The organism is Aeromicrobium tamlense (genome assembly GCF_013408555.1).
Lineage (GTDB): Bacteria > Actinomycetota > Actinomycetes > Propionibacteriales > Nocardioidaceae > Aeromicrobium > Aeromicrobium tamlense.
Genome location: NZ_JACBZN010000001.1, coordinates 2477612 through 2490027 on the forward strand (window position 1 = coordinate 2477612; position 12416 = coordinate 2490027).

At 70.9% G+C, this 12416-nt stretch carries 11 protein-coding genes; 8 read left to right on the top strand and 3 right to left on the bottom strand.

Going from position 1 to position 12416, the window contains the following annotated elements:
* Position 1: 1 nt before the first annotated feature.
* Together BJ975_RS12275 and trpS are read right to left on the bottom strand one after the other, a co-directional pair.
* Complete coding sequence (locus BJ975_RS12275; protein WP_269305393.1) at positions 2-514, bottom strand: 2'-5' RNA ligase family protein; 513 nt, start codon at positions 512-514, stop codon at positions 2-4.
* Positions 511-1530, bottom strand: coding sequence for a tryptophan--tRNA ligase (trpS, locus tag BJ975_RS12280; RefSeq protein WP_179426302.1), 1020 nt, complete (start codon positions 1528-1530; stop codon positions 511-513). Before trpS ends, BJ975_RS12275 begins: the two co-directional genes overlap by 4 nt.
* Before the next feature lie 42 nt (positions 1531-1572).
* Here trpS and galK point away from each other — a divergent pair, with 42 nt between their 5' ends.
* The 5 genes from galK to BJ975_RS12305 all read left to right on the top strand — a co-directional run bounded on the left by galK (position 1573) and on the right by BJ975_RS12305 (position 7223).
* Positions 1573-2676 carry a galactokinase gene (gene galK / locus BJ975_RS12285; RefSeq protein WP_218845883.1) on the top strand — a complete coding sequence of 368 codons (1104 nt, stop codon included), beginning with the start codon at positions 1573-1575 and terminating at the stop codon, positions 2674-2676.
* A 132-nt stretch (positions 2677-2808) separates the two neighbouring features.
* Entirely contained in the window at positions 2809-3663 is an 855-nt protein-coding gene (locus tag BJ975_RS12290) for a DUF559 domain-containing protein (RefSeq protein WP_179426306.1), read from the top strand.
* 124 nt (positions 3664-3787) lie between these two features.
* Positions 3788-4618, top strand: coding sequence for a prephenate dehydratase (locus BJ975_RS12295; RefSeq protein WP_269307020.1), 831 nt, complete (start codon positions 3788-3790; stop codon positions 4616-4618).
* The gene (locus BJ975_RS12300; RefSeq protein ID WP_179426310.1) at positions 4615-5724 is read left to right on the top strand and encodes a GNAT family N-acetyltransferase; all 1110 of its coding nucleotides are present in this window, start codon (positions 4615-4617) and stop codon (positions 5722-5724) included. Before BJ975_RS12295 ends, BJ975_RS12300 begins: the two co-directional genes overlap by 4 nt.
* Before the next feature lie 86 nt (positions 5725-5810).
* On the top strand, positions 5811-7223 hold the full coding sequence (locus tag BJ975_RS12305) for a DHA2 family efflux MFS transporter permease subunit (RefSeq protein ID WP_179428282.1): 1413 nt from the start codon (positions 5811-5813) through the stop codon (positions 7221-7223).
* Positions 7224-7277: 54 nt separating this feature from the next.
* Here BJ975_RS12305 and BJ975_RS12310 read toward each other — a convergent pair whose 3' ends face one another.
* Positions 7278-9494, bottom strand: a complete 2217-nt coding sequence (locus tag BJ975_RS12310; protein WP_179426312.1) for an NADP-dependent isocitrate dehydrogenase — start codon at positions 9492-9494, stop codon at positions 7278-7280.
* Positions 9495-9670: 176 nt separating this feature from the next.
* Here BJ975_RS12310 and BJ975_RS12315 point away from each other — a divergent pair, with 176 nt between their 5' ends.
* Genes BJ975_RS12315 through BJ975_RS12325 form a run of 3 tightly spaced genes read left to right on the top strand, consistent with a single transcriptional unit; the run spans position 9671 to position 12412 of the window.
* Entirely contained in the window at positions 9671-10747 is a 1077-nt protein-coding gene (locus tag BJ975_RS12315) for a sulfate ABC transporter substrate-binding protein (protein WP_179426314.1), read from the top strand.
* Positions 10744-11589 (top strand): sulfate ABC transporter permease subunit CysT, encoded by an 846-nt coding sequence (gene cysT / locus BJ975_RS12320; RefSeq protein ID WP_179426316.1) that lies wholly within the window; start codon positions 10744-10746, stop codon positions 11587-11589. Before BJ975_RS12315 ends, cysT begins: the two co-directional genes overlap by 4 nt.
* The gene (locus tag BJ975_RS12325; RefSeq protein ID WP_179426318.1) at positions 11582-12412 is read left to right on the top strand and encodes a sulfate ABC transporter permease; all 831 of its coding nucleotides are present in this window, start codon (positions 11582-11584) and stop codon (positions 12410-12412) included. The genes cysT and BJ975_RS12325 overlap by 8 nt, the downstream gene beginning before the upstream one ends.
* Positions 12413-12416 lie beyond the last annotated feature (4 nt).

Sequence of the window (12416 nt, forward strand, 5' to 3'; positions counted from 1 at the left end):
CTCAGCCCAGCGGGAAGGTGGAGGTGGGCAGCCAGCCCTGCTCGGCGTCGTCGACGTAGAGGTGGAACGCGTCGACGTCGAACGAGCACCGGAAGTCGATGAGGTCGTGCAGGGCCTCGTCGAGCGCGGCGTCGGGCACGTTGTGCGCGATCGTCACGTGCGGGTGGAACGGGAACTCGGGCTCGGGCGCGCCGATCGCCTTGCGGACGCCCTCGGCGAGGGTCTCGATCTGGGCGATGCCCTCGCTCACGGCGATGAAGACGACGGGCGAGATCGGGCGGAAGGTACCGGTGCCGAGCAGGCTCACCGTGAACGGCTGGAAGACGTCGGCCAGCTCGGCCAGGTCGTGCGTCAGCGACTCGACGCCGCCCTCGTCCACCACGAGCGGCGGGGCCAGCGTGATGTGACTGGGGATCCGGTCGGCCATCTCGTCGCCGAAGGAGCGGCGCTTGTCGCGCAGCAGCTCCCCGTGGGGCTCCGGGATGGCGATCGAGACGCCGACGGTGATGGTCACGCCCGGCCGCCCAGCGGCTTCGTGAAGCCGGAGCGCTCGTAGACCAGGTCGAGCGTGGGCGCGGCGACCTCGCGGGCCCGGGCGGCGCCGGCGGCGAGGATGCGGTCGAGCTCGCCGCGGTCGTCGAGCAGCTCGCGGGTGCGGGCGCCGAAGGTGCCGACCAGCTCGCCCACGATCTCGGCGAGGTCGACCTTCAGGTGGCCGTACTGCTTGCCCTCGTACGCCTTGACGATGTCGTCGATCGTGCGGCCGGTGAGCACGGAGTAGATGGTGAGCAGGTTCGAGACGCCGGGCTTGGCCTGGACGTCGTAGCGGATCTCGGTCTCGCTGTCGGTGACGGCGGACTTGATCTTCTTCGCGGCCTGCTTCGGGGTGTCGGTGAGGTCGACGACGCCCGTGTGGACGGGGTTCGACCCGCTCATCTTGCTCGTCGGCTCCTGCAGGTCGTAGATCTTCGCGGTCTCCTTGACGATGTACGCCTCGGGGACGGTGAAGGTCTCGCCGAAGCGGTGGTTGAACCGCTGCGCCAGGTTGCGCGTGAGCTCGACGTGCTGGCGCTGGTCCTCGCCCACCGGGACCTTGTCGGCCTGGTAGATCAGGATGTCGGCGGCCATGAGGATCGGGTAGGTGAACAGGCCCACGCTGGCGAACTCGGTGCCGGCCTTGGCGCTCTTGTCCTTGAACTGCGTCATCCGGCTGGCCTCGCCGAAGCCCGTGACGCCGTTGAGGATCCACGCCAGCTGGGCGTGCTCGGGCACGTGGCTCTGCACGAACAGGGCGCTGCGCTCGGGGTCGACGCCCGCCGCGAGCATCTGCGCCGCGGCCACGTAGGTGCGCTCGGCGAGCAGCTGCGGGTCGTAGTCGACCGTGATCGCGTGCATGTCGGGGATGAAGTAGAACGCCTCGAAGTCGTCCTGCAGCGCGACCCAGTTCATGAACGCGCCGATGTAGTTGCCGAGGTGGTACGAATCGGCCGTCGGCTGGGCGCCGGACAACGCACGGGGGAGGCGTGACATGGGGTCGATTCTGCCAGCCGTCCGATGAGTAGGGTGAACGGCGTGGACGACGTGCGCCGTTGGCAGGTTCCCGGACGGGTGAACCTGATCGGTGAGCACCTCGACCACAACGGCGGCGCCGCGCTGCCCATCGCGATCGACCGCTCACTGCTGCTGAAGGCCCGCCGGCGCGACGACGGGGTCGTCAACGTGTGGAGCCGCGGCGAGCGCGCGTCACTGAACGTCGACGTCTCCCCCGGCGACGTCACGGGCTGGTCCGCGTACGTCGCGGGCGTCGTCTGGGCGCTGCGCTCCGCGGGCGTTCGGGTGTCCGGCGCCGACCTCGTGCTCGAGTCCACGCTGCCGGTCGGCGCGGGGCTCTCGTCGTCCGCGGCGCTGACGTGCGGAGTGGCGCTGGCGCTCGACGACCTGGCCGGGGCCGGGCGCTCACGCGAGGAGCTCGCGCTCGTCGCCCAGCGGGCCGAGAACGACTTCGTCGGCGCGCCCACCGGTCTGATGGACCAGTACGCGGTGCTGTTCGCGCAGGACGGGCACGCGGTGCACCTCGACTTCTCGGCCTCGCCTCCCGCCACCGAGGCCGTGCCGGCGGACTGGTCCGACGACGGGCTCGTGCTGGCCGTGATCGACACCGGCGCGCACCACGAGCTGGCGGGCGGCGAGTACGCCGAGCGGCGGCGCGAGTGTGCCGAGGCCGCGTCCTCGGCGGGCGTCGACTCGCTCGCCGCGATCAAGCTCGACGGTCTGCTCTCGCTGACGGACGACACGCTGAAGGCCCGCGCCCGGCACGTGCTCACCGAGACCACGCGCGTCCGCGGCGCCGTCACGGCGCTGCGCCGGCGCGACTGGGCCCAGTTCGGCGCGATGCTGACCTCGTCCCACGAGTCCCTGCGCGACGACTTCGCCGTCTCGTGCGAGGAGCTCGACGTCGCGGTCGACTGCGCGCTCGCCTCCGACGCCCTCGGCGCCCGCATGACCGGCGGCGGCTTCGGCGGCAGCGCGATCGCCCTCCTCCGCCCCGACCAGGTCGACCCCCTCCGTGCCCGCACCGAGGCCGCCTTCGCCGCCCGCTCCTGGGCTCCCCCGCACGTCTTCACCGTCCGCCCCTCCCCCGCCGCCGCCCGGGTGGACCGCGGGGACGAACGATGAGGCATTGGGGTACCTGAGCGGGGCGCAATGCATCATCGTTCGTCTTCCACAGGCGCGAGACCGACCGCGCGGGCGTCCACAGCCAACCGCTGACCTCTGGTCGGGCGTTCCCGCGGGCGCGACGGTCGGCCCATGCTCGACGTCCTCAGCACCGCCCGCGCCATCGCCTTCCACGGCCGATCCGTCGTCCGACAGCGCCTCCGCACCGGCACGTGGCAGCAGCCGATGCGCGGGGTGGTGGTCACGCACAACGGTCCGCTGACCCCCGATCAGCTGGAGCGCGCGTGGCTCGCCGCCAGTCCCGCGGGCAGTGCGCTCGCCGGGCTCACGGCGGCTCGCCGCGGGGGACTGCGCGGCTTCGACCCCGAGCGCGTGTCGATCGTCCTGCCGGAGGGAGGCCGGCGACCACCGGGAGACCTCGAGCTGCACTGGAGCACGCAGCTCGGCCCCGACGACGTCCCGCCGAACGAGCCGCGGCGCACCAGCCTCGAGCGCAGCATCGTCGACGCGGCCAGCTGGGCGGCCACGCCGCGGCGGGCGAGAGCGCTGGTGATCGCCGCGTTCCAGCAGCGACTGACGAGCGTCCGTCGGATGCGCGAGGTGCTGGAGCGGCGCGGCAACTGCAAGCGCAAGGCGCTGATCATCCAGTCGGTGCTCGACGCACGCGGCGGGATCCAGTCCCTCCCCGAGCGCGACTTCGACGGGCTTCGGAAGGCCGCGCGGTTGCCGAAGCCCACGCGCCAGGAACGCGCGAAGGGCAAGGACGGGCGGTACTACCTCGACGTCTGGTGGGCGCAGTTCAACCTCGCCGTCGAGATCCACGGGATCCCGCACCTCGCCGTCGAGCAGTGGAGCGACGACCTGCACCGGTCGAACGAGCTCGTCATCGACGGCCGCCGCGTGCTCGCGTTCTCGTCGTTCTCGCTCCGCCACGAGCCCGACCGCGTCATCGACCAGCTGCTCCGGGCCACCCGCGCCACCGCCTGAGGACGAACGATGAGGCATTGCGCCCCGCTCCGGTACCCCAATGCCTCATCGTTCGTCCCAGCCGTGGGCCGAATGCCTCATCCTTCGTCCCCCGGGCCCCCGATACGCTGAGCCGGTGACGCGGATTGCCTACCAGGGAGAGCCGGGCTCGAACTCGCACCTGGTCATCGACCTCCACCATCCCGATGCCGAGCCGGTGCCGTGCGCCTCGTTCGAGGACGCGTTCGCCGCGGTCAGCTCGGGCAGCTGCGACCTGGCGATGATCCCGATCGACAACTCCCTCGCGGGGCGTGTCGCGGACATCCACCACTTCCTGCCCACGAGCGACCTGCACATCGTGGGCGAGCACTTCCTGCCGATCCGGTTCTCGCTCATGGGCACGCCGGGCACGACGCTCGAGACGATCAAGACGGTCCACTCGCACGTGCACGCCCTCGGTCAGTGCCGCCGCATCATCCGCGAGCACGGCTGGACCCCGCTGATCTCCGGCGACACCGCCGGCGCCGCGCGCGAGATCGCCGAGGCGAACGACGTCACCGCCGCCGCCATCGCGCCGCCGCTCGCCGCCGGGATCTACGGCCTCGACGTGCTCGCGTCCGACATCGAGGACGAGCAGCACAACACCACGCGCTTCGTGCTGCTGTCGCGCGAGGACCGTCGCGCGCCTGCCGGCAACGGCCCCGTCGTCACGAGCTTCATCTTCAACGTCCGCAACCTGCCCGCGGCGCTCTACAAGGCGCTCGGCGGCTTCGCGACCAACGGCATCAACATGACCAAGCTGGAGAGCTACATGGTCGGCGGCGAGTTCACCGCCACGATGTTCCTCGCCGAGGTCGACGGTCACCCCGACGACCCGGGCCTGGCCCGCGCCCTGGAGGAGCTGCGCTTCTTCACCACCGAGATCAAGGTGCTGGGCGTCTACCCGGCCGACCCCTTCCGCGCCGAGCACCGATGACCGGGCCGGGCTGGCCGCTCAACGTCCCCGTCCTCAGCGACGGGATGGTGACGCTGCGCGCCCACACCCCGGCCGACATCGACCGCGCGCTGGAGATGGCGCACGACCCCGACATGATCCGCTGGACCGCGATCCCCACCCCGCACTCGCGCGCGATGAGCGAGCAGTTCGCGCTCGAGGTCATCCCGAAGGGCTGGAACGAGGGCACGGCCATGGGCTGGGCCGTCGAGTTCGAGGGCCGCTACGCGGGCAACGTCGACGTCCGCGGCAAGGAGGCGCTCGCCGACGTCGGCTACGCGCTGCACCCCGACTGCCGGGGCCAGGGCGTCATGACCGCCGCGGTCCGGCTCGCCGTCGACCACGCGTTCGTCGAGGCCGGCAAGGAGGTCGTCCAGTGGTCGGCCCACGTCGGCAACGTCGGCAGCCTGCGGGTCGCGCACGCCTGCGGGTTCCGGCTCCACGGCACCGAGCCCGACCGGCTGATCGAGCGCGGCCGCATCCTCGACGCCTGGACCGGATCGATCCGCTTCGGCGACGCGCCGATGCCGCGCACGCGCTGGCTCGAGTCCACGCTCGAGACCGAGCGGCTGCGGCTGCGTCCCCTCCGCGAGACCGACGTCCCGCGCATCGTCGAGGCGTGCAGCGACCCCTCCACGCGGCACTTCCTGTCGAACCTCCCCGATCCGTACGGCCCGGCCGAGGGACGCTCCTACGTCCACGACTCGTGGTGGCACGCCGCCACGGGCGACCGCGAGACCTGGGCGATCGCCGCACGGGACGACGACCGGCTGCTCGGCACGGTCTCGGTCATGGGACTCACCGGACCGACCCCCGGCACCGGCGAGATCGGCTACTGGATGCACCCCGACGCCCGAGCGAGCGGCCTCATGACCGAGGCCGTCCGGGCCGTCGTCGACCACGCGCTTGACGCGGACGGGCTCGACCTCGCGCGGCTGGCGATCGTGGCCGCCGAGGGCAACACGGCCAGCCTGCGGGTCGCGGAGTCGCTCGGCTTCGCGCGCTACGGCACCGAGCACGGAACCGCGCGCCTCGGCGACGGTGGAGTCACCGACCACCACCTCTTCGAGCGGATGCGCGCGCAGTAGTCGGTGCCCGGGCGTACATTCCCCGGGTGAGCGAAACGACCGCCGAGCGCGTCCTGCCGGCCAACCCGTGGCCGGCCCTGTGGGCCATGGTCATCGGCTTCTTCATGATCCTGGTCGACTCCACGATCGTGTCGGTGGCGACACCGGCCATCCGCGACGACCTGGCCACCGACTACAACTCGGTCATCTGGGTCACCAGCGCGTACCTGCTGGCCTATGCCGTGCCGCTGCTGATCACCGGACGCCTGGGCGACAGGTTCGGCCCGAAGAACGTCTACCTGACAGGCCTGGCCGTCTTCACCCTGTCCTCGCTGTGGTGCGGCCTGACCGACTCGGTCGAGTGGCTGATCATCGCGCGCGTCGTGCAAGGCCTCGGCGCCTCGATGATGACGCCGCAGACGATGGCGGTCATCACCCGCACCTTCCCGCCGGCCAACCGTGGCCGCGCGATGGCACTGTGGGGCGCCACGGCCGGCGTCGCCACGCTGGTCGGGCCCGTCCTCGGCGGCGTGCTGGTCGACAACGCCGGCTGGGAGTGGATCTTCATCATCAACGTGCCGGTGGGCATCGTCGGCTTCGCGCTCGCGTGGCGGCTGGTTCCGGCGCTGGAGACCCACAGCCACCAGTTCGACTGGGTCGGCGTCGTGCTCAGCGCCATCGCGATGTTCCTCATCGTCTTCGGCATCCAGGAGGGCGAGAAGTACGACTGGGGCGAGATCGAGGGCCTGCTCTCGGTGCCGCTGCTCATCGCCGCCGGCCTGGTGGTCCTCGCGGTGTTCGTGGCCTGGCAGGCCCGCAACCGGCGCGAGCCGCTCGTCCCGCTGAGCCTCTTCCGCGACCGGAACTTCTCGGTGTCCACCCTGGGCATCTCGGCCGTCTCGTTCTCGGTCACCGCGATGGCGTTCCCGTTCATGCTCTGGACCCAGACCGTGCTGGGCTTCGACGCCACACAGGCCGGTCTGCTGTTCGTGCCGATGGCCGTGGTCACCGCCGCGATGGCGCCGGTGGTGGGCCGCATGAGCGACCGGATGCACCCGCGCTGGCTGGCCTCGGTGGGCTTCGCCTCATCCTCGGTCGCGATCGTCGGCACGACCCTGGTGATGGCACCGGACACCCCGGTCTGGCAGCTGCTCGTGCTCAACGCGCTGCTCGGCTTCGGCAACGCGTTCCTGTGGGCGCCGCTGGCCTCCACCGCCACCCGCAACCTGCCGATGTCCTCGGCGGGTGCCGGCGCGGGCGTCTACAACACCACGCGCCAGGTCGGCGCCGTGCTCGGCTCGGCCGCGATCGCCGCGGCGATCTCCGCACGACTGGCCCACCACCTGCCGCAGGCCACGGGCTCGGCGGCCGAGGGCGCCGGCACGAGCAGCCTGCCCGACGCGCTCGCGGGCCCGTTCACCGACGCCATGGCCGAGGCACTGCTCGTGCCCGCGCTGGCGTTCCTCGTGGGTCTCGTCGTGGCGCAGTTCCTCGTCAAGCCCACGCACGACCGGGGCTGACACGCACGACGGCCGCGCCCCCGAGTGGGGAGCGCGGCCGTCGTGGCGTGGACGTCAGAACGACGCGAGCGCCTCGTTGAAGGTCGTGCTGGGACGCATGATCTTCGCGGCCTTCTCCGGGTCGGGCTGGTAGTAGCCGCCCAGATCGGCCGGCTGGCCCTGCACCGCGGCCAGCTCGTCGACGATGGTCTGCTCCGCGTCGGACAGCTTCTGTGCCAGCGGGCCGAAGACCTCGGCGAGCTCGGCGTCGTCGGTCTGCTGCGCCAGCTCCTGGGCCCAGTAGAGGGCCAGGTAGAAGTGGCTGCCGCGGTTGTCGATCGTGCCGAGCCGGCGGCCGGGCGAGCGGTCGTGCTCCAGGAAGCTGGCCGTGGCCCGGTCGAGGGCGTCGGCGAGGACCTGGGCCTTGGGGTTGTCGGTGGCCGTGGCGTACTGCTCGAGGCTGGGCACCAGGGCGAAGAACTCGCCGAGCGAGTCCCAGCGCAGGTAGTTCTCCTTGACGAGCTGCTGCACGTGCTTGGGGGCCGAGCCGCCGGCACCCGTCTCGAACAGGCCACCGCCGTTGATCAGCGGGACGACTGACAGCATCTTGGCGCTGGTGCCGAGCTCGAGGATCGGGAACAGGTCGGTGTTGTAGTCGCGCAGCACGTTGCCGGTGACGCTGATGGTGTCCAGGCCCTGACGGATGCGCTCGACCGACAGCTTCGTCGCCTCGACCGGCGACATGATGCGGATGTCGAGGCCGTCGGTGTCGTGCTCGCCGAGGTACTCGTTCACCTTGGCGATCAGCTGCGCGTCGTGGGCGCGGGTCTCGTCGAGCCAGAACACCGCCGGGTCGCCGGTGGCGCGGGCGCGGTTGACGGCCAGCTTGACCCAGTCGCGGACCGGGACGTCCTTGGTCTGGCACGCGCGCCAGATGTCACCCTGCGCGACGGTGTGCTCGAGGAGCACGTCGCCGGCGGCGTTCACCACGCGGACGGTGCCGGTCGTGGGGATCTCGAACGTCTTGTCGTGCGAGCCGTACTCCTCGGCCTTCTGGGCCATGAGGCCGACGTTGGGCACCGAGCCCATCGTGGACGGGTCGTACGCGCCGTGGGCCTTGCAGTCGTCGATCACGACTTGGTAGACGCCGGCGTACGAGCTGTCGGGGATCACCGCGAGGGTGTCGGCCTCCTGGCCGTCCGGGCCCCACATGTGGCCCGAGGTGCGGATCATGGCCGGCATCGAGGCGTCGACGATGACGTCGCTCGGCACGTGCAGGTTGGTGATGCCCTTGTCGGAGTCCACCATGGCCAGGCGCGGACCGTCGGCCAGCTCGGCCTCGAACGAGGCCTTGATGTCGGCGCCGTTGGCGACCTGGTCGAGGCCGGCGAGGATGCCGCCGAGGCCGTCGTTGGGGCTCAGGCCCGCCTCGGCGAGCGCGGCACCGTGCTCGGCGAAGGTCTTCGGGAAGAAGGCGCGCACGACGTGACCGAAGATGATCGGGTCGGAGACCTTCATCATCGTGGCCTTGAGGTGCACCGAGAACAGGACGTCGTCGGCCTTGGCCTGCGCGACCTGCGCCGCGAGGAACTCGCGCAGCGCGGCGACGTTCATGCTGGTGGCGTCGACGATCTCGCCGGCCAGGACCGGGATCGACTCCTTCAGCACGGTGGTGGAGCCGTCGTCGCCGACGAGCTCGATGCGCAGCGTGTCGTCGGACGCGAGGGTCACCGACTTCTCGTTGGAGCGGAAGTCGTCGACGCCCATCGTGGCGACGTCGGTCTTGGAGTCGCTGCTCCAGGCGCCCATCGAGTGCGGGTGGCCCTTGGCGTAGTTCTTGACCGAAGCCGGCGCGCGGCGGTCGGAGTTGCCCTCGCGCAGGACCGGGTTCACGGCCGAGCCCTTGACCTTGTCGTAGCGGGCGCGGACGTCGCGCTCCTCGTCGGTCTGCGGGTCCTCGGGGTAGTCGGGCAGGTCGTAGCCCTGCTCGCGCAGCTCGGCGATGGCCGCCTTGAGCTGCGGGACCGACGCCGAGACGTTCGGCAGCTTGATGATGTTGGCCTCCGGGCGCTTCGCGAGCTCGCCGAGCTCGGCCAGCGCGTCGGCCGCCCGCTGGTCCTCGGGGAGCAGGTCGCTGACCGCCGCGATGATGCGGCCGGCCAGGGAGATGTCCCGGGTCTCGACCTCCACGCCGGCCTTCGAGGCGTACGCCTCGATGATCGGGAGGAGGGAGTAGGTCGCGAGGGCGGGAGCCTCGTCGGTGTGCGTGTAGATGATCGTCGAGTCCGTCACGCCCCCAAACTACCCGGTGTGCAGGTCGCCGCTGCTCGCCGCACCCCGTATCGGACCGCCCATTGTCTAGTTGGTCAGTCCAGAATGTGAACAACGTCCACGACGCCGTTCCGCTCGCCTACGTTGGCTGCTCGAGCCCGCCGCACCGTGCGACGGACCGACCGAGAGGACCTCCCATGGCACATCGCTTGCGCCCCATCGCGGCCGCGGCCCTGCTGCTGACCGCTGCCACCGCTCTCACCGCCTGTGGGTCGGAGGCCGCCGAGGGGGAGCAGATCTCGATCGTCGGCTTCGCCGTGCCGGAGGCCGCCAACAAGAACATCCAGGAGGAGTTCGTCAAGACCGACGCCGGCGAGGGCACGACGTTCAAGACCTCCTACGGCGCCTCGGGCGACCAGAGCCGCGCCGTGGTGGACGGCCTCAAGGCCGACTACGTGCACCTGTCGGTGGGCACCGACGTCGACCGTCTGGTCGACGCGGGCCTCGTCGACGAGACGTGGGACGACGGCGAGAACAAGGGCATCGTGTCCAACTCGATCGTCGTGCTGGGCGTCCGCGACGGGAACCCCAAGAACATCAAGGGCTGGGACGACCTGGTGAAGCCGGGCGTCGAGATCGTCACCGCGAACCCGGCGTCGTCCGGCGCGGCCCGCTGGAACGCGCTCGCCGCGTGGGGTCACGTCACCGAGAACGGCGGCACCGAGGCCGAGGCCACCGAGTTCGTCAACGACCTGTTCGCCAACGTCGTCTCGCTGACCAACAGCGGTCGCGACGCCACGCAGAGCTTCCTCGGCGGCGCCGGCGACGTCCTGCTGGCCTACGAGAACGAGGCCATCCTGGCCGCGCAGAACGGCAACGGCTTCGAGTACGTCATCCCCGACACCACCCTGCTGATCGAGAACCCGGGCGCCATCCTCAAGGAGTCCAGCAGCGTCTCGCAGGACTGGCTCGACTTCGTCCTCGGCGAGGAGGGCCAGCGCCAGTTCGCGCTGACCGGCTTCCGTCCGCTGAACCTCGAGAGCCCCGGCACCGCCGACCTCGACGCGATCGGCCTCGAGCCCGGCGACATCAAGGGCGCGCCCGACGCGTCGGACCCGTACCCCGCCGTCAACAACCTGCTGACGCTGGAGAAGAACTTCGGCGGACCCGGCTGGGGCGAGGTCAAGGACAAGCTGTTCGGCGATGGCAAGGACGGCAAGCCCGTCGGCATCGTCACCGAGGCGATCGCGAAGTCCGGCAAGGCGTCCTCGTGACCTCTGCCGATCTGGCGACGCGAGCGGGCCGGCCGGGCGACTCCCGGCCGGCCGGCTCGCTGAACCGCGCCTCGGCCGTCGGCCTGGGCGTGACCATGACCTGGTTCAGCCTGCTCGTGCTGATCCCGCTCGCCGCCGTCGTCGCCACCGCGACCGAGGGCGGCGTCGGCGCGTTCTGGGACGCGGTCACGAACGCCCAGACCGCGCACGCCATCCGGCTGACGATCTCGTCGGCGCTGCTCGTCACGCTCACGAACATCGTCGTGGGCACGGCGATCGCGTGGGTGCTCGTGCGCGACAGCTTCCCCGGCAAGTGGATCCTCGAGATCCTCATCGACATCCCGTTCGCGCTGCCCACGATCGTCGCCGGCCTCGTGCTGCTGTCGCTCTACGGCAACGACGAGAGCCCGCTGGGCATCAACATCGCGAACACCGAGACCTCCGTGTTCCTGGCGTTCCTCTTCGTGACGCTGCCGTTCGTCGTCCGCACGGTGCAGCCGGTGCTGGAGGAGATCGACGTCGAGATCGAGGAGGCTGCGGCCTCGCTCGGTGCCAGCCGCCTCACCACGTTCACGCGCATCATCCTGCCGACGCTCACGCCCGCCATCGCCGCCGGCGCGACCCTGTCGTTCGCCCGCGGCGTCGGGGAGTACGGCTCGCTCGTGCTGCTGTCGGGCAACCTCCCGTTCGAGTCCGAGGTCGCCTCGGTGCGCATCCTCAGCGCGATCGAGAACGACAACCCGGCGGCCGCCGCTTCCGTGGCGACGCTGCTGCTGATCGTCTCGCTCGCGGTGATCCTGCTGCTCGACTTCATCCAGCGCCGGGTGGCTCGCCGTGGCTGACATCCGGCGCATCAGCCGCCGCAAGAGCCCGTTCACCTACGCGCTGCGGCTCCTCGTCATCGCCTACCTGTTCCTGCTGGTCGCGTGGCCGGTCTCGCTCGTCGTGACCAACACGTTCGAGAACGGCTTCGACGCGCTCAACGCCGTCTTCGCCGACGCCGACACGGTGGCAGCCCTGCGCCTCACCGCCACCGCGGCCGTCATCGCCACGGCGATCAACACGGTCTTCGGCATCACGATCTCGCTCCTGCTCGTGCGCACCACGTTCCCGGGCCAGCGACTGCTCGGCTCGCTGATCGACCTGCCGCTGGCGATCTCGCCGATCGTCGTGGGCCTGTCGCTCGTGCTGGTCTACGGCGGGCGCGGCGGCTGGTTCGGCCCGGCACTGGAGAGCGCCGGCGTCCAGATCATCTTCGCCACGCCGGGCATCGTCATGGCCACGGCGTTCGTGGCGCTGCCGCTCGTCGTGCGCGAGGTCGTGCCGGTGCTCGAGGAGATCGGCACCGAGCAGGAGCAGGCCGCGCGCTCCCTGGGCGCCAGCGGCTGGCAGACCTTCTGGCGCATCACGCTGCCCGGCATCAAGTGGGCCGTGGTCTACGGCGTCGTGCTCACCCTGGCCCGCTCGCTCGGCGAGTTCGGCGCCGTGAAGGTCGTCTCGGGCAACATCCTCGGCGAGACCCGCACCGCCACGCTCGCCGTCGAGGAGAAGTACCTCAACTGGGAGCAGGAGTCCGCGTACGCGATCGCGTTCCTGCTGGCCAGCGTCTCCGTCCTGTGCATCATCGTCGTGTCCCTCCTGCGCTCGCGCACCGAGCGGCACTGAAGCG

Coding starts and splice junctions, on each gene's coding strand:
- BJ975_RS12315 (WP_179426314.1), top strand. CDS start 9,671: ATGGCACATCGCTTGCGCCCCATCGCGGCCGCGGCCCTGCTGCTGACC.
- BJ975_RS12300 (WP_179426310.1), top strand. CDS start 4,615: ATGACCGGGCCGGGCTGGCCGCTCAACGTCCCCGTCCTCAGCGACGGG.
- BJ975_RS12305 (WP_179428282.1), top strand. CDS start 5,811: ATGGTCATCGGCTTCTTCATGATCCTGGTCGACTCCACGATCGTGTCG.
- BJ975_RS12290 (WP_179426306.1), top strand. CDS start 2,809: ATGCTCGACGTCCTCAGCACCGCCCGCGCCATCGCCTTCCACGGCCGA.
- trpS (WP_179426302.1), bottom strand. CDS start 1,530: ATGTCACGCCTCCCCCGTGCGTTGTCCGGCGCCCAGCCGACGGCCGAT.